We start from the raw sequence: 26,062 nt of genomic DNA on the forward strand, positions 1-26,062 counted from the left end.
ATTGCTTATACCGAACCGCGCGAGCGAACGCTACGCGCGAACCCGGACATAGCTGCCGGGCGCGTCCTCGATCGGCGGCATCGCCTCGGAGCCGACCGCGCGCGCCGGCACCCGCTCGGCGTCGAGCCCGTCGAGCCATTGCAGCCAGTCCGGCCACCACGATCCCTTGTGCTCGGTGGCGCCCTTGATCCAGTCGGCGAGCTTGATGTCCTTGATGTTGTCGTTGGTCCAGTACTGGTACTTGCCGCCCGCCGGCGGGTTGACGACGCCCGCGATATGACCCGATCCGGACAGCACATATTTGACCGGGCCGCCGAAGAACTGCGAACCGTAGAGCACCGAATCCGCCGGCGCGATGTGATCCTCGCGCGTCGCCAGATTGTAGACGGGCACCTTGACCTTCGACAGGTCGAGCAAGGTGTTGTCGAGCACCATGCTGCCGGATGACAACCGGTTCTCCAGGTAGCAGTTGCGCAGGTAGAACGAATGGTTGGCCGCCGGCATCCGCGTCGCGTCGGAATTCCAGTGCAGCAGGTCGAACGCGGAGGGCGTCTGTCCCTTCAGGTAGTTGCTGATGACATAGGACCAGATCAGGTCGTTCGAGCGCAGCATGTTGAAGGCCATTGCCATCTTGCCGCCGTCGAGCACGCCGGACGCCTCCATGTCGCGTTCCAGCGCCGAGAGTTGGCCCTCGTCGACGAACACGAGCAGATCGCCGGCATGGGTGAAGTCGACCTGGGCCGCAAAGAACGTCGCCGAGGTCACGCGCTGGCGCCGCTTTTCGGCGAGCCATGCCAGCGTCGAGGCGAGCAGGGTGCCGCCGACGCAATAGCCGGCGGTGTGAACCTTCAGTTCGCCCGTCACCTTCTCGATCACGTCCATCGCGGTCAGCGGGCCTTGGGTCATGTAATCGGCCCAGGTCTTCTTGCCGAGTTCCTTGTCCGGGTTGACCCAGGAGATCACGAACACGGTGATGCCCTGATCGACGCACCACTTGATGTAGGATTTTTCCGGCTTGAGATCGAGAATGTAGAACTTGTTGATCCACGGCGGCACGATCAGGAGCGGCGTGCGCAGCACGGTCTCCGTGGTCGGGGTGTACTGGATCAACTGCATCAGTTCGTTCTGGAAGATCACCTTGCCGGGGGTCGTCGCCATGTTGACGCCGACGACGAGGTTCGACGGATCGGACTGGCGGATGCGCAGCGTGCCGTGACCGGCTTCGATATCCTCCGCCAGCATCTTCATGCCGCGAACGAGGTTGCCGCCGTTCGAGGCCAGCGTTTCGCGCAGCACTTCCGGATTGGTGAAGACGAAATTCGACGGCGCGATCGCGTTGGTGATCTGCTGCACGTAGAACTCGGCCTTCTTGCGGGTGTGGGGATCGACGCCTTCGGCATTCTTCACCAGCTCCTGCGCCCACTGCGTGGTGAGCAGATAGAGCTGCAGCACGAAGTCGAAGAACTGGTTCGAGCGCCACTCCGGATCCTTGAAGCGCTTGTCGCGCGGCGACGGCTCGATCGCAGGCTTGGTCTCTTCGCCGGCCATGCGGCGCGCCGCCGAACCCCAGAGATCGAGATAGGCCTTGCCCATCTTGGTCTGCAGATCCGAAGCGCGGTTCTGATCGGACAGCCAATATTCGGCGACCGTCGAAAAAGTCTTGATGACCTCACCGATTTCGTTCGGCGGCTTGTCCTTTGCGTCGCCGTTCTCGCGCGGCTTGAGGTAGGCCGCAAGCGCCTGGCCGCTGGTCTCCATCGCCTTCGCGATGTTCATGGCGAAGGCTTCGGCGTTGAACGCTTTCGGAGCCTGGGTTTCGGTGTTAACGTCAGTCATGTCAGGGACACTATAACTTCATTTCGGGTTCGTCACCGCGTCGATTGGCGCAGCGACGGTCCAGGGGTTCTTGGGGTTAATCCTGTTGCATTGCGATATGATTTCGCCGTTCTGACACATTGAAGCCGCACCGGTCGGATTTGTTCTTTGGGCTTTAATCGTTTCGAACGACAATTATTTGAACGGTTGAAGGTTGCGGCTGACTGGGACACTACCGCACAACTTTTGCTCTGCAAGGCTCGTACCAGTGAGACGCAAACGTCCGCGGTGAGCAGAGCAAAGATTGCAAGCGACGGGACGATGAGCAGGGGACTTCCGGGCGGATGCCGGTGGATCGGACGATAAGGCTTCGGACCTTGAAGCTGTGGTCGATGGCGGCGCTGTTTGCATCAGCGCTGGCTGTCGGCGGCTGCTCGACCCAGATCGCCGATATGCCCGGCGTCGGCCTGCCCACAGATGCGCCGCAGCGTCCGAAAGAAGCCGGCGCCTACCTTCCCGTCCACGATCTACCGCCGGATCGCGAGGAGGAGGCGATGAAGCCGGCCGAGCTGGCCAAAATTCAGGCAGAATTGACGGCGGCGCGTGACCGGCAGGCCTCCACCGGTACGGCGGCAAAAGCCGGCACAAAATGAGCTAATCGCTGGCGCTGCCCGGCTCCCGTGATAAAAAGAACCTCAGTTCAACCGCATTGCGGGTCCGGGGTCTGGACCTTGCGCATGAATTCGCTCTAAATCCTTGATTAAGCGCGACTTCTGGACGGAGCCGAATTCGGCTTCGAAACGCCAAGGTTCCCGCGATTCTGTCTGACCGGTTGTCGGAGCAAGGGTCCCATGGAAGATTTTTACCGTATCCGCCGTCTGCCGCCTTATGTGTTCGAACAGGTCAACCGGGCCAAGGCGGCCGCGCGGAACGCCGGCGCCGACATCATCGACCTCGGCATGGGCAACCCGGACCTGCCGACGCCGCCCCATGTGATCGAAAAGCTGAAGGAAACGCTCGGCAAGCCGCGGACCGACCGCTACTCGGCCTCGCGCGGCATCACCGGTCTGCGCAAGGCGCAGGCCGCCTATTACGCGCGGCGGTTCGGCGTGAAGCTTAATCCCGAAACCCAGGTGGTGGCGACGCTCGGTTCCAAGGAAGGCTTTGCCAACGTCGCGCAGGCGATCACGGCGCCCGGCGATGTCGTGCTGTGTCCCAATCCGAGCTATCCGATCCACGCCTTCGGCTTCCTGATGGCCGGCGGCGTGATCCGCTCGGTGCCGTCGGAACCGACACCGCAGTTCTTCGAAGCGGTGGAGCGCGCCATCATCCACTCGATCCCGAAGCCGATCGCGCTGATCGTCTGCTATCCCTCCAATCCGACCGCCTATGTCGCCGATCTCGATTTCTACAAGGACCTGGTGGCGTTCGCGAAGAAGCACGAGATTTTCATCCTGTCGGATCTCGCTTATGCGGAAGTCTATTTCGACGACAAGAACCCGCCGCCCTCGGTGCTGGAAGTTCCCGGTGCGATCGACGTCACCGTCGAGTTCACCTCGATGTCGAAGACGTTTTCGATGGCGGGCTGGCGCATGGGATTTGCCGTCGGCAACGAACGCATCATCGCTGCGCTAGCGCGGGTGAAGTCCTATCTCGATTACGGCGCGTTCACGCCGGTCCAGGTCGCTGCCACCGCCGCGCTGAACGGGCCGGACGATTGCATCAAGGAAATGCGCGATACCTATCGCAAGCGCCGCGACGCACTGGTGGAGAGTTTTGGCCGGGCAGGGTGGGATATCCCGCCACCCCAGGCCTCGATGTTCGCCTGGGCGCCGCTGCCGAAGGCGTTCGAGAGCGTCGGCAGCATGCAGTTCGCGACCCTGATGGTGGAGAAATCCGGCGTCGTGGTTTCGCCTGGCGTGGCCTTCGGCGAGCACGGCGAGGGCTATGTTCGCATCGCCATGGTGGAAAACGAGCAGCGAATCCGCCAGGCGGCGCGCGGCGTGCGGCGCTTCCTTGAAAGCGGCATTGAAACGTTGCACAACGTGGTTCCTCTCGCCAACCGGCGCTAATTCCTTCAGCAGGTTCTTTCAGTCATGGTCGCACCCCTCAGAGTGGGCATTGCGGGGCTCGGCACCGTTGGCGCCGCGGTCGTCCGCACTATCGAAGAGCAGGCGAGAACGCTGTCGGCGCGCAGCGGGCGCGGCATCCGCGTGGTTGCCGTCACCGCGCGGTCGAAAGCGAAGAAGCGCACGCTCGACCTTGATGGCATCGACTGGGTCAACAGCCCGCTGGCGCTGGCCAACGATCCCCGCATCGATTGCTTCGTCGAGCTGATGGGCGGTTCCGGAGAGCCGGCGCTGTCGGCGATCGAAGCTGCGCTGAAGAACGGCAAGTCGGTGGTGACAGCCAACAAGGCGCTGATCGCCAAACACGGCCTGCGACTGGCCAAGGCCGCCGAAAAGCACGGCGGCGCGCTGAACTTCGAGGCCGCGGTCGGTGCGGCCATCCCTGTCATCAAGACCCTTCGCGAAGGACTTGCGGGAACCGGCGTCAATCGCGTCTATGGCATCCTCAACGGCACCTGCAATTACATCCTGACCCGGATGGAGCAGGAGGGCCTGTCGTTTGCCGAATGCCTGAAGGACGCCCAGCGCCTCGGCTATGCCGAGGCCAATCCGTCGTTCGACGTCGACGGCCACGACACCGCGCAGAAGCTGGCGATCCTGGCGAGCCTCGCGTTCGGTACCAAGGTGGCGCAGAGCGCGGTCTATGTCGAAGGCATCTCCTCGATCGCGCCGGAAGATCTGCGCGCCGCGGATGAACTCGGTTACCGGGTCAAGCTGCTCGGCGTGGCGGTGCGGACCCCCAAAGGCATCGAGCAGCGCGTGCATCCGACCATGGTGCCGAAATCGTCCTCGATCGCGCAGGTGATGGGCGTCACCAATGCCGTCACCATCGACGGTGAAGGGATTCCGCCGATCACGCTGGTCGGCCCCGGCGCGGGCGGTGCAGCAACCGCGTCCGCCGTCGTTGCCGACATCGCCGACGTCGCGCGCGGCATCCGCGCCAACCCGTTCGGACGTCCGGTGGATCGCCTGCGTGACACCAAGAAGGCCCCGATGGAGCGCCACGAGGGCGGCTACTACATCCGCCTGATGGCGCGCGATCTGCCCGGCACGGTTGCCAAGATCGCCACCCGCCTGGCGAAAGAGAAGATTTCGCTGGAGTCGGTGGTGCAGCGCCATGCCGAGGGCGTTGATGCCACGGACGCGGCCAAGAAGGCTTCACCGGTGCCGGTCATTCTGATTACCTACGCCACCTCCGAGGACGCGATCCATCGCGCGCTGGAAGCGGTGCAGCGCGACAAGGTGATCTCAGGCCGGCCGCAGGTGATACGGATCGAAAAGAACTAACGCGCGTTTGCAAGGAACCCGCGAACCAAACGATCGATGGCGGCCCGATGGGGCCGTCACAAAGCTCTAAGGGAGTTGCTGAGATGTCGACCCATATTTCCGTTCCGCCGCAGCTATTGCTCGAGCGCATCCTGACGCTCGAGATCGTGCGCGTGACGGAGCGCGCCGCGGTCTCGGCGGCACGGTTGCGTGGCCATGGCCAGGAAAAGGCCGCCGACCAGGCCGCGGTCGACGCGATGCGCCGCGAACTCAACAAGCTGCCGATTGAAGGCACTATCGTCATCGGCGAGGGCGAACGCGACGAGGCGCCGATGCTGTTTATCGGCGAGAAAGTCGGCCTCAACGCCGGCCCGCAGGTCGATATCGCGGTCGATCCGCTCGAAGGCACCACGCTGTGCGCCAAGAACATGCCGGGCGCGATCGCAACCATGGCGATGGCCGATGGCGGCACGCTGTTGCATGCGCCCGACGTCTACATGCAGAAGATCGCCGTCGGTCCCGGTTACAAAAAGGGCGTGGTCGAGCTCGACGCGTCGCCCGCCGACAACGTCCGCCGGCTCGCCAAGGCCAAGGGCGTCGACGCTTCCGCGATCACGGTCTTGGTGCTCGACCGTCCGCGCCACGCCGACATCATCACCGGCGTCCGCAGCACTGGTGCTGCGGTGCGTCTGATCACCGACGGTGACGTCGCCGGCGTCATTCACTGTGCCGACCCTGATAACACCGGCGTCGACATGTATATCGGCACCGGCGGCGCGCCCGAGGGCGTGCTGGCGGCGGCGGCATTGCGCTGCATCGGTGGCCAGATGCAGTGCCGGCTGATCCTCGACAGTGAAGAGAAGCGCGAGCGCGCCCACAAGATGGGCGTGAAGGATCCGAAGTTCATTTACGGCATCGAGGACATGGCGCGCGGCGACTGCCTGTTCGCGGCCACCGGCGTCACCACGGGCTCGCTGCTCTCGGGCGTCAAATTCCGCAAGGACGTGATCGAGACCGAAACCGTGGTGATGCGCTCGGTTACCGGCACCGTCCGTTACATCAAGGCCGAGCACCGCCAGCTCGACAAGTTCCATCTGGATTGAGAGCATTAGCCAAGTGATAGCCAAGTCCGCCAACGTCGTCATTCGCCCCGTAGGCAAGGACGAGCGGGCGGCATGGGAGCCGCTGTGGAACGGCTATCTTGCTTTCTACAAGGCGACGCTGGCGCCTGGCGCCAGTGATGTCGCCTGGCAGCGGTTTCACGATCCGGACGAACCGATGTTCCTGCTCGGCGCTTACGTTGACGGCAAGCTGACCGGCATCGTGCAATACCTGTTTCACCGCTCGAGCTGGACGGTCGGCAACTACTGCTATCTGCAGGATCTATTTGTCAGCGACACCGCGCGCGGGCTCGGCCTTGGCCGGGCGCTGATTGAAGCCGTGTATGCGAAGGCCAAGGAGGCCGGCGCCAGCCGCGTGCACTGGCTGACGCAGACAACGAACGCGCAAGCGAGGATTCTCTACGACCAGGTCGCCGACGATTCAGGCTTCATGCAGTACAGGAAGATTTTCTAGCCGCCGTCATTCCGGGGCGATGCTGAAAGCATCGAACCCGGAATCTCGAGATTCCGGGTCTGGTCCTTCGGACCATCCCGGAATGACAACAAAAATCAACAACAAAAAACGGGAGTGAGCATGTCTGATATTTCCGGGGTGAAGGCGCTGGTGTTCGATGTGTTCGGCACCTGCGTCGACTGGCGCACCAGCCTGATCAACGATTTCACCAAGTGGTCGGAGACCTCAGGCATCAAGGCCGACTGGACCGCGCTGGTCGACGGCTGGCGGGCGGTCTATTCCGCTTCGATGGACGAGGTCCGCAAGCATCCCGAACGCGGCTACGTGATCCTCGATACGCTGCACCGGCAGTCGCTGGAAAAACTGGTCGCGCAGTTTTCGATTCCTGGCCTGAAGGAAGCCGACCTGCATCACCTGACGATGGGCTGGCATCGGCTGCACGCGTGGCCCGACACGGTCGCGGGCCTGACCCGGCTGAAAGCCAAATACATCATCTCGCCGCTCTCCAACGGCAACGTCGCGCTCTTGACCAACATGGCGAAATTCGCCGGCCTGCCGTGGGACCTCGTGATGTCGGCCGAACTGTTCGAGCACTACAAGCCCGATCCGGAAACCTATCTCGGCGCGGCGAAGCTGCTCGGCCTGAAGCCGGAGCAGGTGATGATGGCGGCCGCCCACAACAACGACCTCAAGGCCGCGCAAAAACTTGGCCTCAAGACCGCCTTCGTCCCGCGCCCCACCGAATACGGCCCGCACCAGAAATACGATTTCGAGGCGAGGGGCGCCTGGGACGTCGTCGCCAAGGACTTTGGCGGCATCGCCGACCAGATGGGTTGCTAAAGCAGCTCTGGACGCAAGGCACGACCAGGCATTGCTAATGTAGGACGCGGCTACTTTCGTTCGGCTTCAGCCTCTTGCTCCAGCTGTAAAATATGCGCGCGTAGCGCATCGAACCGCTCTTCGGTGACATCGCTGAACAGCGGATCCTTGTGACTGGTTACGGCCGCAGCGATCTCCGTCCAATCTTCGGGCCTAAGGGCCTTCAGCGCCGCAGGAAAGAAATGTTGATCTTCCATCATCATGTGGCGCCGCTCGTGGGTGATGAAATCGCGAACGATGGTATCGACATCTTGCCGAAGCACCTCACCATCCGCGAGCACGTAGCCAACGGCCTGGGCGACGCGGCGCAGGCGATCGGCCCCTTTGTGATGCTCACGGGCGAGATCGCCGATCTTGGCAGCCGCAGCCGGATCGCGCTCCCTTAGCTTGGCAAAGACCAGATCTTCCTGGGGATGGTGATATACTTCCGGGTAGACTTCGAAATAGCTGATGACTGCGCGAATGACCTCGTAATCGGGGCGATCTCCCCGATCGAAAACCTCAAGTTCGTGCTCGAGGACGGCAAGCAGCCTCTCAATATTGCGGTGTTCTTGGGTCAAGCGCTCAATGATCATGGCGGCGCCTTCACGGTGTACCACCACAGATTATCCCGACGCGGTATTCGAATGTTGCGGCAGATCAAATCTGAGCAAGAATCTGAGCTGGAATATTGTGCGAGGGATTACGCAATTTCGGTGCACCGAATTTGCCGTTTGGCGCGTGCCGATCTCGATTCGCTTCGGACGCAGTGCAGCGCGCTTGCTGCTCCGCAGCACCGAGACCGGTGCGCTGCGGCGAGGGCACCGATCCGCCCACGTGCATTCGCGTGCAATGCAAACTGGTGTTGTAAAAGCACACCTGGCGAAAACCCGCATAGATTGTACGAATCGCGCTTGTCGGCATCCCCGGTAGCATGGAACCATTGCCTCAATAATAAACAGTTGGGGATGGGGACATGCGTACCGGGACAAAATCGGCTTTGCTATGCGCTGCGGTCGCTGCGGGCGCGACGCTTTTTCCACTCGGCAACGAGGCCGCCGCACAGACGGTCTTCTCGACCATCCAGGCCTTCGGCGACAGCTATGCCGACACCGGAAATCTCTTCAAGATCCTGGGCGTGCCGAATCCGCCGCAATATCCGACCGGCCGGTTCAGCGGCGGCACCAATTTCGTCGACACGACGTCGGCGCTCTTGGGAATCTCGCAGAATAATTTTGCCATCGGCGGCGCCAAGACCGACACCACCAACACCGTCGGTCCGGGCATTCCCGGCTTCACCCAGGAGTGGCAGGGCTTCGTTGCCTCGGGCAAGAAGATTTCCTCCTCCGATCTCGTGGAAATCAGCATCGGCGGCAACGACGCCCGGCAATATTATCAGACCGGCGGAACACTGGCGGGTGTTCAGGCGGCCGCCACGAATAGCGCCACCCAGGCGCTGAACGGCATCAATGCGCTTATCGGCGTGGGTGCGCGCACGCTCGTTTTCACGACCGGCGATGTCGGCCAATTGCCGGAAGCGACGGGAAACCCGGCCGCATCGATCGGCACCGCCTATAGCCTGAACTATAACGCCCAGATGCAGGCGGCGCTGGCCGCCATCGCGCGCTCGGGCGTCCGCGTCGAACTGGTCAATGTCTCCTTGCTCGGTAGCCTGATCAAGGCGAACCCTTCACGCTACGGCGTCGCCAATGTCGGCGCCTGTCCGCTGGCCTGTATCGGCAATACCGCGCTGCAGAACCAGTATCTGTTCTATTTCGACGGCGTCCATCTGACGTCGCTCGGATTTGCGATCATGGGCGAATACATCGTCAACCGCCTCAATGCACCGCTCACGCTGCCGGCGCAGGGTGACGTCGGCATGAACTCGGCGATGGGCTTCGCCTCCACGCTGTTCGGCAAGCTCGACAATTTCCGCGAGATGTCGCTGGTGTCGTCGTCGATGAACGCCTACGCCGCCTACACCAAGGTGCCCTACACCAAGGCGCCAATCCTGGCGCCGGTCAATCCGTGGTCGTTCTATATGCTGGGCAACGGCGCCTACAGCGACCGTCAGGCGACGGTGGCGTCCAACGGCTTCAACCTCGACAGCGTCGGCGGCACCATCGGGACCGAGTATCGCATCAACAACAACGCCTTCGTCGGCGCGGCCTTCGATTACTCCAATCCCAGGGCGCGGTTCTTCAACAATGGCGGCACGACCGCAGCGAACGCCTATCAATTCGGTGCCTATGGCGCATGGACCAACGCGCATTTCTTTGCCCAGGGCCTCGCCACCGTCGGCTGGCAGAACTATCGCAACAGCCGGCCGGGCGTCGTCGACACCATCACCTCGGCCCCCGACGGAACCAGCTTCGTCGCCGCCGGCAAGGTCGGCTATCTCTTCGACGCCGGCCGAACGCAGGTCGGTCCGATCGGCGGCCTGACCTACGCCCGGGCACGGGTCAACGGCTATACCGAGAACGGCGATCCGGTGCTGGCCCTGAACGTCGGCCAGCAGACCGCGGAGGCCCTGATCGGCAGCGTCGGCGCGCAGTTCCGCTTTCCGTTTCTGGTCTCTGGCCGGATGATCAATCCCTACGTCAACCTGACGATGGATGATGATTTCATCGGCAACGGACGGATCATCCAGTTCGGCGCGACGTCCGCGCCGTTGATCGTCAACAACTGGACGGTGCCGAATTCGACGTCGCAACACGTCTATGGCCGCGTCGCGGCCGGTGTGGTGGCGCCGGTGTCGAACACCGTCGCGCTGACGGCGAACATCTCGCAGACCTTCGCGCGCCAGGGCGGCAACGATTTCTACGGCAATGGCGGGTTGAAGATCTCGTTCTAGGCTGTCGCTCTTTGCCAAAAGCCGCCTCCCGATGGGGGCGGCTTTTGCATGTCAGCGGGGACGATGCGCACGCCCACGATTCACAGTCGAGATCGATCGCGGGGCACCTCTGTATCCTCATTGAGGACCTGCAAGCCGGGCAGCTTATACAATTCTTAGAGCATTGACATGGATCAATGCGCGAATGAATGGCGGTCGGAACCTGAAAGCTCTTGAAATGTTGACCCTCAAAATCTCTATGGAGTGAGGATCATGCACACTTATGAAAAGGCGCCCGGAAGCCGCCGCCAAGGTCCAGGCTACACTGGTCTCTTCGCCATCATATGCCTGTTCGCGTCGATCTTCTTGGTGTGGGCACTGATGAGAACGAGCCTTGTGAAAACGAGCCTTGAAATGATGCGTTCGCCACCTGTAACAACTGGAATGGCTCCGAACGCACCCGTCAAGTCCGTAGCGAAGCCCTGAGTAGCTCTCGCGCAAGAGACTGCGAATTACGGAATTTCGGTGACAGTGCTGGACTGCACTAAATTAATTGATCTTGCGTTTGCGCGAATCCTCGCGGAGTTCGAACTCGAACAGGGGTGAGAACGGAAAGCGCCAAACGGAGAATTAGGTGCGCCGTCACCGCAACTCCTGCATGCACGGCTGTTGCCGCGCAACGGCTTCCTCGCGCGCAAAGAATCAGCTACCGCTCGTGCACGGGTTGTCATGGACGATGTAATCGACCTTACGTAATGAAGCGCACTGAACTTTGTGCCGACGGAGAAGTTGGTAATTTTGTCGAAGGACTCCGCCGCTTCACTGTATCTTGCTGGCCTGCGGCATTTCCAGTCCGGGCGGTTCGCGGTCGCCGAAGAGCGGGTTCGGCGGGCCTTGGCGTCAGATCCGCAACACGCCGATTCTCTACATCTGGCCGGCCTGCTTCATGCTCAAGCGAACAGGATCGATATCGCAATTGATTTTGTCGCGCGTGCGATTCGCATCGATCACGGCAATCTTGAGTATTTTTCCAGTCTGGGCACTTTTTTGGCTCGCCAGGATCGCTTCGCGGAAGCTTTGAAGAGCTATGAAGTCGCGCTCACGCTCAAGTCGGATTCCGCCGATGTCTGGGTCAAGATCGGCGATCTCCAGCGTCGGCAGAAACGCTTCGAAGAAGCGCTGCTCGCCTACGATCACGCGCTTTCGCTTGATCCGCGCCATCTTGATGCCGCAGACAAGAGCGGGGCGCTCCTGATCGAATTGGGGCGTTATGTCGAGGCGCTCGCGAGGTTCGAACAATCAGACACGATCCGGCCGGGCCGATTCGACACCCTATTCAGCAAAGGATTGTGCTTTCAAACTCTCGCGCGACTGAAAGAGGCGGCCGCGAGCTACACCTTGGCGCTTGCGGCCGACGCTAAAAACTACGACGCCCGAAACAATCTGGGTGCCGTGCTGTTTCAGATGGGCCAATTTGAGGAGGCCGCCGCACAACTCCGCAAGGCGATTAAGGTGAGGCCCCAGGGCGCCGGCGCCTTCAGCAATCTGGGGTTCGCTCTGATACGGTTGAAGCGGTTCGATGAGGCTCTCGCTGTGCTCGATCGTGCCATTGCGCTCGCTCCCGATCTCGTCGAAGCCATCAACAATCGGGGTAACGCGTTAACGGCGCTTAACCGTGCCGAGGACGCGTTGGCGGATTATGACCGCGCGATCGCGCTTAATCGCAATTTCGCCGATGCCCACGCCAATCGCGGAGTTTGCCTTGACAACTTGTTGCGACCCGATGAGGCCTTGCCGAGCTACCAGACAGCGCTTGCCTTGGAGCCGGATAATGGCGACACGCACTGGAATCTCGCCATCAACAGATTGCGCGTTGGTGATTTCAAAGCGGCTGGGTCGAAGCCGAATGGCGTTGGAAATCTCCTTTGCTTCACCTGAGGGGGCGGTCATGGAGCCAACCGCTGTGGCTGGGAGCAGAGCCGATCGCCGGCAAAACGCTGCTCCTGCACAATGACCAGGGCCTGGGTGATGCGATCCAGTTTTGCCGTTATATTCCGCTCCTGGCGGAACGCGGAGCGCGGGTGATCCTGGAGATTGATCGGCCCCTCAAGGAGCTGCTGTCCGGTGTCGTAGGCATCATGCAGTGCGTGGTCAAGGGCGAGACGTTACCGGACCACGATTTTCACTGCCCGCTGGCGAGCCTCCCACTGGCGTTCGACACCATGCCCGACACCATCCCGTCAAGCGTGCCCTATCTGTCGATCGGCCAGCGGGGGGGGGGAACTGGGAGGCGCGCCTTGGTTCAACGGGCCAGCCGCGGATTGGAATCGTCTGGTCCGGCAACCCCGAACATTCGAACGATCACAACCGGTCCGTGCCCTTGAAAGCGTTGACGCCGCTGTTCGATGTCGTAGCGCAGTTCGTTAGCCTCCAGAAGAACGTGCGCGAAAGCGACCTTGCGATCCTCCGCCAGCGCAGCGACATCCTTGATGCGGCCCCCGAGCTCGATAGCTTTGCCGACACGGCGACGCTGATCCAGCGATTGGATTTGGTAATCTCGGTCGACACCAGCGTCGCGCATCTCGCAGGTGCGCTGGGCAAGCCGGTTTGGATCCTCCTTCCTTATGTTCCGGACTATCGATGGTTGCTCGACCGCGACGATAGTCCGTGGTACCCGACCGCGCGATTGTTCAGGCAAACTGCAACCCGCAACTATGCCGACGTGCTTGACCGCATGCGGGCTGATTTGAGCGAGTGGATTGCCGGACGGCGGTGAGAGTGACAGTGCTGGACTGCACCCCATAAGTGAGACACGAGGCAAGAATTTGTACGATGACAGGGTTCCGGCGTAATCCGCGCAACCAAGCTCCAAGACCACGGGCTATTCCGCCGTGTGAACCTGGCTACAGTGAACCTGACCCGGAGCGCGGTCGGCGTGACGTGTGGCGCATGCGCTGAATGATAACTTCACGGTCGGTGACGCGGTAAAAAATCAGATAGGGGTAGGGGCTCACGACCAGGCGCCGCACGCCGGGAAGGTCAGTCAATTGCCCTGCGTAAGGAGATGGGTCAGCAAAAGGAACAGCGTCTGAATACGCTCGCGCATGCGGTTTGCGCCTTGCGGTGACTCTGCCTCGATGTAGTCGAGTGCCTTTTCAATCTGCGTCGCCGCGCGCCTTGTGACACGCAGCTTCACACGATTCGCTTTGCCAGGATTGCGCGCATTTGTTCGTCCGTGGCGAACTCACCCCGCGCGATCTCCGCATCCGCTTCGGCAAGGTCGGCGCGTTCTTCGGGCGTTAACAGGATAACCGGTTGCTCCTCGCCGGCCACCTGTAGAAGCAAACGCGCGAGTTCGTCCTGCACCTCTGGAGGGAGGGTGCGCACGCTGTCGACCGCTTGTTCAAGCAGTTTGGTCATGGTTGAAGGATAGACCTTTCCCAGGCAGCACGGAAGCATCTCTGGGGAACTTTATTTGTCCTAATTGTGGATGCCGCGTCCAGGATGGGTTGAGCCCTTTGCGAAACCCATCGCGCTGCACCGGCACAGTTGATGGGTTCCGCTTGGTTCACAAGATGCCAAGGCGGCGTGCCGGGAAACTGTTTCGTCGCGCGTGCAAGACAAATCTTCACGCAGCGCCTGCGACAAAGTAGCCCGACGGGCAAATCACCAAAACCCTGTCCAGCCCTTCGGATAAAAATATTTCTGTTGAGCCGTCGGGCAAATCAGGAGTTTAACTCCGCCCGTCTCGCGGCAACAAGAGGGGCGATCGCGATCGTCACGACCGTGCGGTGAGATGCGATGGACGCGAGGCTGCGACTGACGAGCGCATCCGTTGCGTACGGCGAAATCGTTTGGGTCCGACGCCCCGGTGCTGGCGTCAAGTTGGCAAAAGGCTAACGCTTCGCGCTGATGATGGTGGCAAGAAAGCCGGTCACCAGGACGATTTCGTATAAGCCGTAAAGCCATTGCGTGGGGGAGGCCGGATGTTCTCCGCTGAACCTGTATGCTCGTGGGCAGCCTATTCTGTGCAACACGCCTGCGAGACCTCGGGTGCAGCGCGCATCCGGTCTTCCCCGCGCCCTCTGATTTCTGAGGACGCAAAATATCTTTCAAATCCCCGGGCGCATCGGCGCCGCGGGTGGAAAAACCATGTCTGCTGCTTTGACATTGAAATCGGAAACGCGCAGTTAGGACCGCAGATTAGGACTTGGGGTTGGCCCCGAACTGAAAGCATCATGACACCTCCCGTAACCGCCATTCCCGTTGAAGCGCCGCCGGCGTTTCTCGGCGTGTCGCATTCCGCGACCGGGAAATTGTGGCGCGACCGGCTCGATGCCCGCGGCGCGGCGCGGGCGCTGGCGATCTCGCAACGCTACCAGTTGCCGGAGATGCTGGCGCGGGTGCTGGCCGGCCGTGACGTGGGGATCGACGAGGTCGAGGATTTTCTCGATCCGACCATCCGCAAGTTGATGCCCGATCCCTACACAATTACGCAGATGGAGACGGCAGCCAAGCGCATTGCCGATGCGGCGACGCGCAATGAGAAGGTCGCGATCTTCGGCGACTACGATGTCGACGGTGCGACCTCGGCGGCGCTGCTGGCCTGGCACCTGCGCCATTGCGGGCTCGATCCGTTGATTCATATTCCCGACCGTATCTTCGAGGGTTACGGGCCCAATGTGGAAGCGGTGCGCGCGCTTAGCGCCAAGGGCGCCACGCTGCTGGTGACCGTCGATTGCGGCACCACCAGCCTCGAGCCGCTGGCCGAAGCGAAGAAGCTCGGAATGTCCGTCGTCGTCATCGATCATCACCAGACCGGCGACGAATTGCCCGAGGTCGATGCGCTGGTGAACCCGAACCGGGCCGACGATCTCTCCGGCCTCGGCTATCTCGCCGCCGTCGGTCTCGTCTTGATTACGCTGGTGGCGGTCAATCGCGAATTGCGCGCCCGCGGCTTCTGGAACGCGGAGCGGCCGGAGCCGGATCTGCTGGGCATGCTGCACCACGTAGCCCTCGGCACCGTCGCCGACGTAGCACCCTTGACCGGTCTCAACCGCGCCTTCGTCGCCAAGGGCCTGATCGCGATGCGCCGCCGCGACCATGTCGGGCACACCGCGCTGATGGACGTGTCGCGGCTGAACGGCCCACCCGAGGCCTGGCATCTCGGCTTCATGCTCGGGCCGCGCATCAATGCCGGCGGGCGCATTGGACGCGCCGATCTCGGGGTACGGCTGCTGCTGGAAGGCGATATCTCGGAAGCCGCGCGGATCGCCGCCGAGCTCGATCGCCTCAACGGTGAACGCCGCCTGATCGAGCAGGCCGCCGAAGCGCAGGCGGAAGCCGAGGCGCTGGCTTCGCTCGGGCTCGAAGACAAGGGCGCGGTCATCGTGACGGCGGCCGAGGGCTGGCACCCGGGCGTGGTTGGCCTGGTGGCCTCGCGGCTGAAGGAGAAGTTTTCGCGTCCGGCGTTTGCGATTGCGCTGGAGCCGGGCGGCATCGGCACCGGTTCGGGCCGCTCGATATCCGGCGTCGATCTCGGCAAGGCCGTTCGGCAGGCGGTGAAAGAGAAATTGCTGATGAAGGGCGGCGGCCACGCCATGGCCGCCGGCGTAACGCTGCGCAAGGAGAAGCTCGCGGAATTCCGCGCCTTCATGGAAAGCGCGCTGGCCGCCGACGTCGCCGCCTCCCGTCATGAGAACGAGCTGTTCATCGACGGCGCGGTCAGCGCGCGCGGGGTGACGACCGAGTTTGCGGCGACGCTCAATCGGGCTGGGCCGTTCGGCGCTGGTAATCCGGAGGCGGTGATCGCGCTGCCGGCGCATCAACTGGTCTATGCCGATGAAGTCGGGCAATCGCATCTGCGCCTGCGGTTCAAGTCCGGCGACGGCGCCATCGTCAACGGCATCGCGTTTCGTTCGATCGGGCAGAAATTGGGAAATGCGCTGCTGCAAAATCGAGGCCAGCCGCTGCATGTCGCGGGATCGCTCACCGTCGACCGCTACCAGGGCTCGGAACGGGTGCAGATGCGCGTGATCGACGTTGCAGTGCCGGATCCGGGGCCGGCGCTGATCAGATAGTTGCCCGGACAAGATCAACAACAAGCATGGGAGTGGAAATGGCAGGACAGGTTCAAGGCAAGGTCGCGCTGGTGACGGGCGGGGCATCCGGCATCGGTGCCGCGGTGTCGGAATTGCTGGCGCGCGAAGGCGCATCTGTCGCGGTGACCGATGTCGACGATCTGAACGGACCTGAAGTGGTCGCGCGCATCAAGAAGGCCGGCGGCGAAGCCAGCTTTTGGCATCAGGACGTGACCAGCGAGCAGGGCTGGATTGATGTCGTGGCCGAAGTGATGAAACGTTATGGCCGGCTCGACGTGCTGGTCTCCAATGCCGGCATCGGCATATCGGTGCCGTCGATCACGCAGATGTCGCTGGAAGATTGGCGGCGGCAGACCGCGATCAATCTCGACGGCGTGTTTCTGTCGGTCAAACATTGCCTGCCGGCGATGCGCAAGACCGGCGGGGGCTCTGTCATCATGATGTCGTCGCTGGCCGGCCTGCGCGGTGCAGCCAGCCTGTCCGGCTATTGCGCGACCAAGGGCGGCGTCCGGCTGTTCGCCAAGGCGATCGCGATGGAATGCGCCACCTTCGGCGACGGCATCCGCGTCAACTCGGTGCATCCCGGGATCATCGACACCCCGATCTGGGGCAAGATCCCAACGGAGGCCACAGGCGCCGGCCAGAACGCGCCGATCGATCCCGAGGAGCGCGCCAAAATGGCGACCCCGCTCGGCCGTGCCGGCGAGGCGGTCGAAATCGCGCAGGGCGTGCTGTACCTGGCCTCCGACGCCTCGCGCTATGTAACGGGGACGGAGCTCGTGATCGACGGTGGCATGAATGCGGGCGGGGTGGTTAGGCAATAGTGACCGCCTCTTCCGTCATTGCGAGCGAAGCGAAGCAATCCACCTTGCTACGAAGAAAGACTGGATTGTTTCGTCGCTGCGCTCCCTTGCACAAACGCTTTGCGTTTGTTGCAGGCAATGACGGTGAGAGCGCATCACCCGCCCTGCCGCAATCGCGCCAGCACCTTGAGCCCGCCGTAGCCGTCGGCGGGCTCAAGGCCCATCTTGGTCTGGTAATCCTTCACGGCCTGCATGGTGTCGTTGCCGACGCGACCGTCGGTGCCGCCGGTGTCGAAGCCGGCCTTGGTCAACCGCGTCTGCACTTCCTGCACCTCGGCCAAGGTCAGCGCGCGCTCGGAGCCGGGGAAGGGCTGGATGAAAGGTGGCGCGCCCAAGATTCTATCGCCGAGATGGCAGATCGCCAGCGCGTAGTTCATCGACGGATTGTAGCTCTTCACGGCGTAGAAATTCGGACCCAGCAGAAATACTGGCCCGCCTTCGACCGGCGCCCACATCTGCGCGGAGGCGTTGGGCTGCGCAAACGGTTGGCCGTCGGCGCGGGTGACGCCGGCGCTGGCCCACGCTGCATAGGTGCGGCTGCCGCTCGCGGCCGCACCGGGCGCGCGCACCTCATAACCCCAATGTTCGCCCCGGTGATATTTGCCGCGGTTGACCAGAAAGCGCGCGCTCGAGCCGAGCGCATCGTCGGGTTTGCCGAATGGCGAGACGCGGCCGTCGCCGTCGTAATCCATTCCGACATTGAGCCAGACTTCGGGCATCCACTGCGTATGCCCCATGGCGCCGGCCCAGGAGCCGCGCATCTGCTCCGGCGTTCCCCAGCCGCGGTCGACGATCTTCAGCGCATTGATCAGTTCGGTTTCCCAATAGGCGCGACGCCGCGGCTCCTTCCAGGCCAGCGCCGCCAGCGATGGAAACACCGGCGTCATGTGGTTCTGCTGCACCAGCGGATCGCCATAGGCGGATTCGACGCCCCACAGCGCCAGCAGCGTGCCGCGCTCGACGCCAAAGTCCTGTTCGATCCGTGCGAACAGCGCCTCGTTTTTTTTCAAGGCCGCGCGGCCGTTGATGATGCGCCAGTCCGAGACGCGGCGATTGATGTACTGCCAGATCTCCTCGTGAAACTCCGGCTGTTTCTGCATCTGCTTGAACACGGACATGTCAGGCTCGAGGTGGCCCATCACCCGGTTCCAGGTCGCTTCCGAAATGCCCTTGGCGAGCGCACGCGCACGAAAATGGTCGCGCCAGGCGTCGAAGCCGGGCGGTGCGGCGGCGAAGCCCGCGAGCGGCGTGGCGAGCAGGGCGGTCACGCCAAGGCCGGTCTGCAACACCGTGCGCCGGGAAGGGGAGTTCCGAGAATCAGGCTGTTTCATGTGCTCAGTCTACCGACGCCGACGGCGCGCACCAAAAGCCAAGACGCCGCAGAGATCAGCTATTGCGCCAGATCTGTGGCGATTTTGGCGAGCCAGCGCCGCACCGTGACCTGCGCCTGGGCCGAGAGCCCTGCCGCGAGCCGCCGCTCGACGGCCTTTGCATGACGCCGGCATTTGGCGAGCAGCGAAGTTCCGCGCGGTGTCAGCGTCCATTGCAGCACCCGGCCATGGACGGGGTGCGGGGCCTTCTTGATGGCGCCGTCGCGTTCGAGGTTGCGGATGATGACGCCGACGGTCTGCGGTGTCAGCAGCGCCACGCGCGCGAGATCCGCGCCCGACAGCCCCGGATAGGCCTTCAGCATGGTCAGCACCACGAATTGCGGCGTGGTGACGCCGAGGTCGGCGAGCAACCGTTCCATCGTCAGCCGGGTCGCGGCCTGGGCCTGTCGCAGGAGGTAGGCGAGGTAGCCCTGTTCGCCGCGCTTGCCTTCGCCGGGGGGCGGCGGGCGGGTCATCGCGGTCGCCGCCGTGCGGGATTTTTTCGGATTTTTGGCCGACGTTTTTCGCCGCCCGCGCGCGGTGGATTTCGACGAGGCGGTGATCTTGCGGATCATATCAGGGCTCTTATAATAAATCAGAGCACTGATAACATGAGGCAGAGCCGATGTCACACGCCCGCAAGGAATACAAGGATTTCATGAAGCTGGCCCCGGATGCCTACGAAGCCGTGCTGGCGCTCGGCAAGATCGCGGCAGCAGCCGGTATCGACAAGCAATTGCTCGAACTGGTCAAGCTGCGCGCCTCGCAGATCAACGGCTGCGCTTTCTGCGTGCAGTACCACATCCTGCAGGGCGAGAGCCTCGGCGTGCCCGCGGACAAGCTCAACCTGGTGGTGGTGTGGCGCGAGGCGTCGCAATTCTCGGAACGCGAACGTGCCGCACTGGCCTGGACCGAGGCGCTGACCTTGCTTCCCGGCGGCGTCAGCGACGAGGTCTATGCGCTGGCGGGCGCTGAATTCTCGGAGAAGGAACTGACTTACCTCACGTCCGCGATCGCCTCGATCAACGTCTGGAACAGGTTCGGCGCCGCCTATCGCTGGACCGCACCGGCGCGGCCGAAGGCGGTCGGCGCGGCGGCATCGTAGACTCTTTTTTTGACGCGTTTTCTTCACGCGAACCGGTATCCACCCCCGGATCAGGTCCGAGGGCATGCTTCGCTCGAAAACGCTATGAAGGATCAGTTCTCGCCGCCTTCGTGCAGGTCGTGACGGACCACGTCCTCCGGCAACGCGTGCGCCACCGCGGCGGGAGCCTGGGGCTCGACGCCGATCTCGCGGCCGCGCGCGTGGTTCAGCCGCTCATAGGCCGAGATCAGCGTGACGTAGGGATTGACCCAGATCCAGCCGTCGCGCGTGAACACCTGCACGTCGAAATGCAGGTGCAGCGAGGTGCCGTTGGGCCGATCGAGGTAGTTCGAGACGACGCCGATCTTCTCGCCCTCGGCGACCTGACGTCCGTTGACCACGCCGTCGGCGTCCATGCTCGACGGGTTCATGTGCATATAGCGGAAGCGGATGTGTTCCTTGGCGGTATTGATCTGCAGCGTCGCCGCCTGCTGCTTCAGTGAGCGGATCACGACGCCATCGCGAACCGCGACGACCCCCTGCTGCTTCCGATCGCAAGTCGGCGGTGCGCCTTCAGTCTGCGTCAGGCAGGAGCCCGGACGAATGTCCTCGCCCTGGTGCCCGAAACCGCTGGCGCATTGTCCGACGTTGAAGCTGCGCGCCTCGCAGAAATTGTCTCGCCACAGATAGCCGCTGGCAGGCTGCTCCGATTTGGCGCGCCTTGCGAACGACTGCGAGCGCACCAAAGCCGGCGCCTTTTCGACGGGAAAGCGAATCTGCGAATAGGCGGTCCAGTCGACATGGCCGCTCTGCTTGCGGGAGCCGCTGCTGGCGATGATGTCGCCGCTCGGACGGTAGGTGAACTCGGGCGAAACCGCCGTCGGCCGCTCGGCGAGGTCGGACGAAATATCCCATCGCGGCCGCGAGGGCAGGCCGCCGGTAATGCGTAGCGCCTTCAGAAAACGCTCCGCAACCGGATAGGCTTCGCGGCAGGCTAGTCGCCGCGCACGCGGCGTGGAGTCGAGACACTGGATCGACACCACATAGGGCACGCCGAACTTCGTAAAGGCGTAACGCACATAGCCTTCGCGGATGAAGCGGCGCAGGTCGGGGAATTGGGCCGCCAGCGCCTTGACGGGTTCGCCCTTGCCGCCCCGGGGATCGGCCAGATCGTAGGTGAGGATCGAGCCGGTGATCTGCACCTCGACCGGCTTCGCAAAGGTTCTCTGTGGCATGCCTTCGCCCGCGCCCGGCTCGAGCGAAAACTGGGCGTCGTAGCCGGCTGGGCCGGCGTAAAACAGATCGACGGGCCGGAAGTCGGCCTGGTGGCGCGACACCGATGGGCTGTCCGCGGCGCCGCTTGCGCGCGCCTCGAGATAGCCGGCGGTATCGAACGGCAGCAACACCGGCACCGAGCTGCGCCCGATTCCGGCGAAGACCTGTGACGTAAGGGCGTTCAATTGCACCAGCGCCGGCGCCGCCCGCGGATCCCAGGCCGGCACCCGCCGCTGGCCGGAGAACGTGAACGTGGAGGCGATCGCCGGTTGGGAGTTGATCTCGGAGTGGAGCTGATCGAGCACCGCGCGCCATTCGACGCGCACGGCCGAGATCGAAGGGGTCCTGAACTCGTCGGCGGACGCGCCGATCGCCCCGGCGAGAAGCAAACAAAAGGCTGCCAGCCAACCCGTGAGCAAGCGGACAGCCTTTGTGCTCAATGCATCGCCCCCCGGCGCGCCCGTTACAACTGCGAGGACTCAGTCCTTGGCGCGCTCGACGTAGGAACCGTCCTCGGTCATGACCACGATTCGCGTTCCCGTTCCGATATGCGGCGGCACGTTAGTGCGGACGCCGTTGGAGAGAATAGCAGGCTTGTAGGAGGAGGAGGCGGTCTGGCCCTTGGTGACCGGCTCGGTCTCCACAACTTCCAGCGTCGCGCGCTGCGGCAGCGTGATGGAAACCGGATTGAGATCGTGCAGCGATAGCTTCACGGTCATGTTTTCCTGCAGGTAGGGCGCAGCGGAGCCCACAATGTCCTTCGAGACCTGAACCTGATCGTAGTTCTCGTTGTTCATGAAGTGGAAGCCGTCGGCGTCTTCATAGAGATAGTTGAAGTTGTGATCCTCGACGGTGGCCTTCTCGACCTGGTCGGTGGTCTTGTAGCGTTCCGAAATCTTCACGCCATCGCCGATCCGGCGCATTTCGATCTGGCTGACCGGGGTTCCCTTGCCGGGATGGATGTTTTCGGCGGTCAGAACGACATACAGCTTGCCGTCCTGCTCGATGATGTTGCCCTTGCGGATAGAGCTGGCGATGACTTTCAAAGCGATTTTTCCCGAATTTCTGGCCTCCGCCCAATCCGGACGTGGTGTCCGTGGGGCCAAGGAGGCGGTTTCGGGCTGCAACATACTGATTTTGGCCGTGGATGCCAGCATTTTACCGGCATTCTGGGCAGCCCGGATTACGCCGGAAACAGCCGTATTTGCCGGTGCTTACTTCCGCTTGGGGGCGGGGTAGTCGATCGTCTCGGCGTTATTCTTGGCCAAATCGGAGGGAATCGAGAACTTGTCGGTCTTGGTGTCGAACACGCACTGCCAGTCCTCGACCCAGGGCAGCGGATGGTCTTCACCCTGCGCGTCAAAGGACAGACTCAGCACCAAGTAGCGGCTGTCCGGCCAATGCCTTCCCTGCGAGGCGTAGTTGTCGTCCGCTCCCTTGACCAGATGGATCTGAGGGTGGTCGATCGAGTCGCGATCCCCAGATTTCCGATGGATCTGGCGGGAAATCGGCTGACTGTAGAAATAGTCCCAGACCATGTCGCCGAGCGGCTTCGGCGTCGCCTCCGAGAACCGGGACCCGTTGCGCCGGTACAGGAACAGCGTGTGGGTGCCGGAGCCGAGCTTCTGCATACGCACCACCCACTGGCTGTTGGGGCTGAAGCGAAATCCGGCGGGATAGCGTGCATCATCGGTGTATTGATCGCGGTTCAGCAGCACGCCATGTTCATGCTTGGCGTCGAAGGCCCAGTACTCGTAGACGCGGTCGTACTCACCCTTGTCCTTCCAATATTGTTCGATGATGACCTGGCCATCGGGTGAGGTGAATGTGTCGTCCTCATCCGTCAGCTTGGTCATTTCGCTGCCAGGGTTGGCGGCGCTGGCCGGCGCCACGGCGGCGAGGCCCAACAGCACGACAAATCCCGTTCTCAGTAACCAGCTCGCAGCCATGACCGTATCCTGTTGCCAAATTCGGTCATTGGACTGGCGAGGGGTTCCTGAGGTTCATCGCGTGATCGATCGAAAGCGTGTTTCGGTGGAATGGACAATGCTGCGGTCTTTCGACAGATAAGGCCGAGCGCGCAGCGGAGATCGGCATTTCCTGGCTCTCTCAATCGCTCCATCTTGTAGAAAGACAAATACTATCAATGGTATATTCTAGTTTCCTCAGCGCATGGATCGGCGACCTGAAGCGGTCTGTCAGGAGCGCTTGCTGATGGCGGGGACCGATCAGCCGTCGCCCTGGTGGTCGACGTCGCGACACGCCGATCGAAAGCCGTTCCTGATGGCGCGGGCTGCGATCACCAAGGCTGTCCGCGCCTGGTTCGACGAGCAGGGCTTTGCCGAGGTCGAGACCGGCATTCTGCAAGTCTCGCCCGGCAACGAGACCCATCTGCATGCGCCGCGCACCGAGCTGATCCGCAGCGATGGTTCGCGCGCGACACGCTATCTGCGAACTTCGCCGGAATTCGCGGCGAAGAAATTGCTCGCCGCCGGCGAGAACAAAATATTCGAATTCGCCCGCGTGTTCCGCGACCGCGAGCGTGGCGATCTGCATTTGCCTGAGTTCACCATGCTGGAATGGTACCGCGCCAATACTGGCTACGACGCCATCATGGCCGATACCATCGTCGTGATCGCGCATGCGGCGCAGGCGACGGGCATCGGCAAGTTTTCATTTCGCGGCAAGACCGCCGATCCCTTCGCTGAGCCGGAACTGCTGACGGTCGCGGTCGCGTTCCAGCAATTTGCCGGGATCGACCTGCTGGCCACGATTGCCGACGGCGAAGGTGATCGGGCGGCTCTCGCCGCCGCCGCCGGCGCGCGGGTGCGAATTGCCGATGACGACACCTGGTCCGACATTTTCAGCAAGGTCTTGGTCGAGCATGTCGAACCGCATCTCGGGCAGGGACGTTTGACGGTCCTGTTCGAATATCCGGCACCGGAAGCGGCGCTGGCGCGCGCGAAGAGTTCCGATCCGCGCGTCGCCGAGCGCTTCGAGGTCTATGCCTGCGGCGTCGAACTCGCCAACGGGTTCGGCGAATTGACCGATGCGGCCGAGCAGCGCCGCCGCTTTGCATCTGCCATGGACGAGAAAGCGCGGCGCTACGGCGAGCGCTATCCGCTCGACGAGGAGTTTCTCGACGCGGTCGCCGCGATGCCGGAAGCCTCTGGCGTTGCACTTGGTTTCGACCGCCTGGTCATGCTGGCCGGCGGGGCGTTGCGGGTCGATCAGGTGGTATGGACGCCGCCTGCCGGAGAGACGTAAACAGGACCATGAACAGGATCGATCCGAAGTTGGCAGCGACGTTGCGGCAACCCGCCGAACTGATCGAACGCGGGCTCGCGCCGGCGGCCGATCTGGCCGACCTCGAACGGGTCGCGGCGCGCTACGCGATCGCGGTGACGCCTGACATCGCCGCCCTGATCGATAGCGAAGACCCGGATGATCCGATCGCGCGTCAATTCATTCCGAGCCCCCTGGAACTGATGAGCGCGCCCGGTGAAAATGCCGACCCGATCGGCGACGACGCGCATTCGCCGGTGGCCGGCATCGTGCATCGCTATCCCGACCGGGTGCTGTTCAAGCTGGTGCATGTCTGCGCGGTCTATTGCCGGTTCTGCTTTCGCCGCGAGATGGTGGGGCCGGGCAAGGCGACCGCGCTGTCGGACACCGCCTATCGCAATGCACTCGATTATATCCGCACGCATCCGGAAATCTGGGAGGTGATCCTGACCGGCGGCGATCCCCTGATGCTGTCGCCGCGGCGGCTTGCCGAGATCATGACGGAGCTGGCGGCGATCGATCACGTCAAGATCATCCGCATCCACACCCGCGTACCCGTGGCCGCACCTGATCGGATCGACCGCGACATGGTCGCCGCGCTCCGGGTCGAGGGCGCGACCACCTGGATCGCAATTCACGCCAACCATCCGCGCGAGCTTTCAACCGAAGCCCGCGCCGCCTGCGCGCGGCTTGCGGACGCCGGCATTCCGCTGGTGAGCCAGTCGGTGCTGCTGCGCGGCGTCAACGACGAGGCCGCTGTCCTGGAAGCCCTGATGCGGGCCTTCGTCGAATGCCGGATCAAGCCCTATTACCTGCACCACGGCGATCTTGCGCCGGGCACGGCCCATCTGCGGACCACGATCGCGCAGGGGCAGGAACTGATGCGGAGCCTGCGGGGACGCGTCTCCGGCCTGTGCCAGCCGGATTACGTGCTCGATATCCCCGGCGGCCATGGCAAGGCGCCGATCGGCCCGAATTATTTGTCGCATGAGAATTCCGCAGGTGGTGAACTATCTTCGGAAAAGCGGTATCGTATCGTCGACTATTGCGGCGACGTTCATCTCTATCCTCCGGCGCCGTGACCTGAAGCGATGGCCGACAGCGAAGAGGAAAAACGGGAGCCGCCGGAAGCCGAGGGCAATCGCGCGCGGGAGAACGCCGTGCTGCTCGGATTTTTCGCGGTACTGGTGCTGGCCGGAGTCTGGCTGCTCGGCACCATGGCCGATATACGGAAGGTCCAGGATTGCGCCGCCCAGGGGCGTCATAACTGCGCAACGATCGACGGTCCGGCGCGATAGATAGAAGCGAAGACGACTGAAACGAACACGGCAGAAACCAATCGGGAGAACCAAGATGCGAAAAATAATCCTGTCGATAGCGCTGATGGTTCTGACCGGTTCGGGCGCGTTCGCGCAAGGATCCTCGTCGGTTCCGAAGAACTCGGACAAGTCGACGATCCAGGCGCCGGTCGGTCACCGCCAGCCGCGCGTCGGCGACGTCCCGAACGAGAAGAATCTCAACGATCCGAACGACGCGCTGAGCAAGGAAAACGCCGCCCTCGACAAGAAGATCAAGAGCATCTGCCGCGGCTGCTAGGCGTCTCGTCAT

Annotated in this window: 27 protein-coding genes; 17 read left to right on the top strand and 10 right to left on the bottom strand. The window is 62.7% G+C overall.

Annotated elements, in window-relative coordinates; translation table 11 throughout:
- Window positions 1–30: 30 nt before the first annotated feature.
- The gene (locus BLS26_RS34220; RefSeq protein WP_092516956.1) at window positions 31–1,836 is read right to left on the bottom strand and encodes an alpha/beta hydrolase; all 1,806 of its coding nucleotides are present in this window, start codon (window positions 1,834–1,836) and stop codon (window positions 31–33) included.
- 323 nt (window positions 1,837–2,159) lie between these two features.
- On the opposite strand from BLS26_RS34220, the gene BLS26_RS34225 reads away from it, so the two are divergent.
- The 6 genes from BLS26_RS34225 to BLS26_RS34250 all read left to right on the top strand — a co-directional run bounded on the left by BLS26_RS34225 (window position 2,160) and on the right by BLS26_RS34250 (window position 7,625).
- Window positions 2,160–2,468: a hypothetical protein gene (locus BLS26_RS34225; protein WP_092516958.1), complete on the top strand. Its 309-nt coding sequence runs from the start codon at window positions 2,160–2,162 to the stop codon at window positions 2,466–2,468.
- A 198-nt stretch (window positions 2,469–2,666) separates the two neighbouring features.
- Window positions 2,667–3,887, top strand: a complete 1,221-nt coding sequence (locus tag BLS26_RS34230) for an LL-diaminopimelate aminotransferase (RefSeq protein WP_092516960.1) — start codon at window positions 2,667–2,669, stop codon at window positions 3,885–3,887.
- 24 nt (window positions 3,888–3,911) lie between these two features.
- Complete coding sequence (locus BLS26_RS34235) at window positions 3,912–5,231, top strand: homoserine dehydrogenase (protein WP_092516976.1); 1,320 nt, start codon at window positions 3,912–3,914, stop codon at window positions 5,229–5,231.
- An 83-nt stretch (window positions 5,232–5,314) separates the two neighbouring features.
- Window positions 5,315–6,313, top strand: a complete 999-nt coding sequence (gene glpX, locus BLS26_RS34240) for a class II fructose-bisphosphatase (RefSeq protein WP_092516977.1) — start codon at window positions 5,315–5,317, stop codon at window positions 6,311–6,313.
- A 13-nt stretch (window positions 6,314–6,326) separates the two neighbouring features.
- Entirely contained in the window at window positions 6,327–6,785 is a 459-nt protein-coding gene (locus BLS26_RS34245) for a GNAT family N-acetyltransferase (protein WP_244541782.1), read from the top strand.
- Window positions 6,786–6,905: 120 nt separating this feature from the next.
- On the top strand, window positions 6,906–7,625 hold the full coding sequence (locus BLS26_RS34250) for a haloacid dehalogenase type II (protein ID WP_092516978.1): 720 nt from the start codon (window positions 6,906–6,908) through the stop codon (window positions 7,623–7,625).
- 50 nt (window positions 7,626–7,675) lie between these two features.
- Here the strand turns inward: BLS26_RS34250 and BLS26_RS34255 are convergent, their stop codons facing one another.
- On the bottom strand, window positions 7,676–8,239 hold the full coding sequence (locus BLS26_RS34255) for a hemerythrin domain-containing protein (RefSeq protein WP_092518958.1): 564 nt from the start codon (window positions 8,237–8,239) through the stop codon (window positions 7,676–7,678).
- Between the two features lie 380 nt (window positions 8,240–8,619).
- Between BLS26_RS34255 and BLS26_RS34260 the strand changes: the two genes are divergently transcribed.
- The 4 genes from BLS26_RS34260 (at window position 8,620) to BLS26_RS34275 (ending at window position 13,252) form a co-directional block, all read left to right on the top strand.
- Window positions 8,620–10,497 carry an autotransporter domain-containing protein gene (locus BLS26_RS34260; protein WP_092516979.1) on the top strand — a complete coding sequence of 626 codons (1,878 nt, stop codon included), beginning with the start codon at window positions 8,620–8,622 and terminating at the stop codon, window positions 10,495–10,497.
- Between the two features lie 777 nt (window positions 10,498–11,274).
- Entirely contained in the window at window positions 11,275–12,414 is a 1,140-nt protein-coding gene (locus BLS26_RS34265; RefSeq protein WP_157676668.1) for a tetratricopeptide repeat protein, read from the top strand.
- A complete protein-coding gene (locus tag BLS26_RS34270; RefSeq protein ID WP_092516982.1) occupies window positions 12,402–12,860 on the top strand; it encodes a hypothetical protein in 459 nt (152 codons plus the stop codon). Before BLS26_RS34265 ends, BLS26_RS34270 begins: the two co-directional genes overlap by 13 nt.
- Window positions 12,857–13,252: a glycosyltransferase family 9 protein gene (locus BLS26_RS34275; RefSeq protein WP_092516983.1), complete on the top strand. Its 396-nt coding sequence runs from the start codon at window positions 12,857–12,859 to the stop codon at window positions 13,250–13,252. Before BLS26_RS34270 ends, BLS26_RS34275 begins: the two co-directional genes overlap by 4 nt.
- A gap of 127 nt (window positions 13,253–13,379) precedes the next feature.
- Here the strand turns inward: BLS26_RS34275 and BLS26_RS36990 are convergent, their stop codons facing one another.
- From BLS26_RS36990 to BLS26_RS34285, 3 genes are read right to left on the bottom strand one after another with little or no spacing between them, the layout of a single operon-like run.
- Window positions 13,380–13,505: a hypothetical protein gene (locus BLS26_RS36990; protein ID WP_371361056.1), complete on the bottom strand. Its 126-nt coding sequence runs from the start codon at window positions 13,503–13,505 to the stop codon at window positions 13,380–13,382.
- 14 nt (window positions 13,506–13,519) lie between these two features.
- The gene (locus BLS26_RS36995; protein WP_244541783.1) at window positions 13,520–13,672 is read right to left on the bottom strand and encodes a hypothetical protein; all 153 of its coding nucleotides are present in this window, start codon (window positions 13,670–13,672) and stop codon (window positions 13,520–13,522) included.
- On the bottom strand, window positions 13,669–13,896 hold the full coding sequence (locus BLS26_RS34285; RefSeq protein ID WP_092516984.1) for a hypothetical protein: 228 nt from the start codon (window positions 13,894–13,896) through the stop codon (window positions 13,669–13,671). The genes BLS26_RS36995 and BLS26_RS34285 overlap by 4 nt, the downstream gene beginning before the upstream one ends.
- Before the next feature lie 818 nt (window positions 13,897–14,714).
- Here BLS26_RS34285 and recJ point away from each other — a divergent pair.
- Both recJ and BLS26_RS34295 read left to right on the top strand, forming a co-directional pair.
- Entirely contained in the window at window positions 14,715–16,556 is a 1,842-nt protein-coding gene (recJ, locus tag BLS26_RS34290) for a single-stranded-DNA-specific exonuclease RecJ (RefSeq protein WP_092516985.1), read from the top strand.
- A 38-nt stretch (window positions 16,557–16,594) separates the two neighbouring features.
- Entirely contained in the window at window positions 16,595–17,401 is an 807-nt protein-coding gene (locus tag BLS26_RS34295) for a glucose 1-dehydrogenase (protein WP_172804753.1), read from the top strand.
- A gap of 134 nt (window positions 17,402–17,535) precedes the next feature.
- Here BLS26_RS34295 and BLS26_RS34300 read toward each other — a convergent pair whose 3' ends face one another.
- Both BLS26_RS34300 and BLS26_RS34305 read right to left on the bottom strand, forming a co-directional pair.
- Window positions 17,536–18,771: a lytic murein transglycosylase gene (locus BLS26_RS34300; RefSeq protein ID WP_092517001.1), complete on the bottom strand. Its 1,236-nt coding sequence runs from the start codon at window positions 18,769–18,771 to the stop codon at window positions 17,536–17,538.
- Window positions 18,772–18,830: 59 nt separating this feature from the next.
- Entirely contained in the window at window positions 18,831–19,385 is a 555-nt protein-coding gene (locus BLS26_RS34305; protein ID WP_092517003.1) for a MarR family winged helix-turn-helix transcriptional regulator, read from the bottom strand.
- Window positions 19,386–19,435: 50 nt separating this feature from the next.
- Here BLS26_RS34305 and BLS26_RS34310 point away from each other — a divergent pair, with 50 nt between their 5' ends.
- Window positions 19,436–19,915 (top strand): carboxymuconolactone decarboxylase family protein, encoded by a 480-nt coding sequence (locus BLS26_RS34310; protein WP_092517005.1) that lies wholly within the window; start codon window positions 19,436–19,438, stop codon window positions 19,913–19,915.
- Between the two features lie 92 nt (window positions 19,916–20,007).
- Here BLS26_RS34310 and BLS26_RS34315 read toward each other — a convergent pair whose 3' ends face one another.
- The 3 genes from BLS26_RS34315 to BLS26_RS34325 all read right to left on the bottom strand — a co-directional run bounded on the left by BLS26_RS34315 (window position 20,008) and on the right by BLS26_RS34325 (window position 23,118).
- On the bottom strand, window positions 20,008–21,609 hold the full coding sequence (locus BLS26_RS34315) for a M23 family metallopeptidase (RefSeq protein WP_092517007.1): 1,602 nt from the start codon (window positions 21,607–21,609) through the stop codon (window positions 20,008–20,010).
- A 39-nt stretch (window positions 21,610–21,648) separates the two neighbouring features.
- Window positions 21,649–22,215, bottom strand: coding sequence for an elongation factor P (efp, locus tag BLS26_RS34320; protein ID WP_092517009.1), 567 nt, complete (start codon window positions 22,213–22,215; stop codon window positions 21,649–21,651).
- Window positions 22,216–22,383: 168 nt separating this feature from the next.
- The gene (locus tag BLS26_RS34325; RefSeq protein WP_157676669.1) at window positions 22,384–23,118 is read right to left on the bottom strand and encodes a hypothetical protein; all 735 of its coding nucleotides are present in this window, start codon (window positions 23,116–23,118) and stop codon (window positions 22,384–22,386) included.
- Between the two features lie 265 nt (window positions 23,119–23,383).
- Between BLS26_RS34325 and epmA the strand changes: the two genes are divergently transcribed.
- Genes epmA through BLS26_RS34345 form a run of 4 tightly spaced genes read left to right on the top strand, consistent with a single transcriptional unit; the run spans window position 23,384 to window position 26,050 of the window.
- Window positions 23,384–24,436, top strand: a complete 1,053-nt coding sequence (epmA, locus tag BLS26_RS34330; RefSeq protein WP_092518959.1) for an EF-P lysine aminoacylase EpmA — start codon at window positions 23,384–23,386, stop codon at window positions 24,434–24,436.
- 8 nt (window positions 24,437–24,444) lie between these two features.
- Entirely contained in the window at window positions 24,445–25,536 is a 1,092-nt protein-coding gene (locus BLS26_RS34335; RefSeq protein WP_092517013.1) for a lysine-2,3-aminomutase-like protein, read from the top strand.
- Window positions 25,537–25,545: 9 nt separating this feature from the next.
- A complete protein-coding gene (locus tag BLS26_RS34340) occupies window positions 25,546–25,752 on the top strand; it encodes a hypothetical protein (RefSeq protein WP_092517015.1) in 207 nt (68 codons plus the stop codon).
- Between the two features lie 55 nt (window positions 25,753–25,807).
- The gene (locus tag BLS26_RS34345) at window positions 25,808–26,050 is read left to right on the top strand and encodes a hypothetical protein (protein ID WP_092517017.1); all 243 of its coding nucleotides are present in this window, start codon (window positions 25,808–25,810) and stop codon (window positions 26,048–26,050) included.
- Window positions 26,051–26,062: the final 12 nt, after the last annotated feature.

The sequence above is a fragment of the Afipia sp. GAS231 genome (genome assembly GCF_900103365.1).
Taxonomy (GTDB): domain Bacteria; phylum Pseudomonadota; class Alphaproteobacteria; order Rhizobiales; family Xanthobacteraceae; genus Bradyrhizobium.

What these genes read in the sequence shown, in the direction of transcription:
- BLS26_RS34220 (WP_092516956.1), bottom strand. Translation starts at nt 1,836, where the DNA reads ATGACTGACGTTAACACCGAAACCCAGGCTCCGAAAGCGTTCAACGCC.
- BLS26_RS34225 (WP_092516958.1), top strand. Translation starts at nt 2,160, where the DNA reads ATGCCGGTGGATCGGACGATAAGGCTTCGGACCTTGAAGCTGTGGTCG.
- BLS26_RS34230 (WP_092516960.1), top strand. Translation starts at nt 2,667, where the DNA reads ATGGAAGATTTTTACCGTATCCGCCGTCTGCCGCCTTATGTGTTCGAA.
- BLS26_RS34235 (WP_092516976.1), top strand. Translation starts at nt 3,912, where the DNA reads ATGGTCGCACCCCTCAGAGTGGGCATTGCGGGGCTCGGCACCGTTGGC.
- glpX (WP_092516977.1), top strand. Translation starts at nt 5,315, where the DNA reads ATGTCGACCCATATTTCCGTTCCGCCGCAGCTATTGCTCGAGCGCATC.
- BLS26_RS34250 (WP_092516978.1), top strand. Translation starts at nt 6,906, where the DNA reads ATGTCTGATATTTCCGGGGTGAAGGCGCTGGTGTTCGATGTGTTCGGC.
- BLS26_RS34255 (WP_092518958.1), bottom strand. Translation starts at nt 8,239, where the DNA reads ATGATCATTGAGCGCTTGACCCAAGAACACCGCAATATTGAGAGGCTG.
- BLS26_RS34260 (WP_092516979.1), top strand. Translation starts at nt 8,620, where the DNA reads ATGCGTACCGGGACAAAATCGGCTTTGCTATGCGCTGCGGTCGCTGCG.
- BLS26_RS34285 (WP_092516984.1), bottom strand. Translation starts at nt 13,896, where the DNA reads ATGACCAAACTGCTTGAACAAGCGGTCGACAGCGTGCGCACCCTCCCT.
- recJ (WP_092516985.1), top strand. Translation starts at nt 14,715, where the DNA reads ATGACACCTCCCGTAACCGCCATTCCCGTTGAAGCGCCGCCGGCGTTT.
- BLS26_RS34295 (WP_172804753.1), top strand. Translation starts at nt 16,595, where the DNA reads ATGGCAGGACAGGTTCAAGGCAAGGTCGCGCTGGTGACGGGCGGGGCA.
- BLS26_RS34300 (WP_092517001.1), bottom strand. Translation starts at nt 18,771, where the DNA reads ATGAAACAGCCTGATTCTCGGAACTCCCCTTCCCGGCGCACGGTGTTG.
- BLS26_RS34305 (WP_092517003.1), bottom strand. Translation starts at nt 19,385, where the DNA reads ATGATCCGCAAGATCACCGCCTCGTCGAAATCCACCGCGCGCGGGCGG.
- BLS26_RS34310 (WP_092517005.1), top strand. Translation starts at nt 19,436, where the DNA reads ATGTCACACGCCCGCAAGGAATACAAGGATTTCATGAAGCTGGCCCCG.
- BLS26_RS34325 (WP_157676669.1), bottom strand. Translation starts at nt 23,118, where the DNA reads ATGGCTGCGAGCTGGTTACTGAGAACGGGATTTGTCGTGCTGTTGGGC.
- epmA (WP_092518959.1), top strand. Translation starts at nt 23,384, where the DNA reads ATGGCGGGGACCGATCAGCCGTCGCCCTGGTGGTCGACGTCGCGACAC.
- BLS26_RS34335 (WP_092517013.1), top strand. Translation starts at nt 24,445, where the DNA reads ATGAACAGGATCGATCCGAAGTTGGCAGCGACGTTGCGGCAACCCGCC.
- BLS26_RS34340 (WP_092517015.1), top strand. Translation starts at nt 25,546, where the DNA reads ATGGCCGACAGCGAAGAGGAAAAACGGGAGCCGCCGGAAGCCGAGGGC.
- BLS26_RS34345 (WP_092517017.1), top strand. Translation starts at nt 25,808, where the DNA reads ATGCGAAAAATAATCCTGTCGATAGCGCTGATGGTTCTGACCGGTTCG.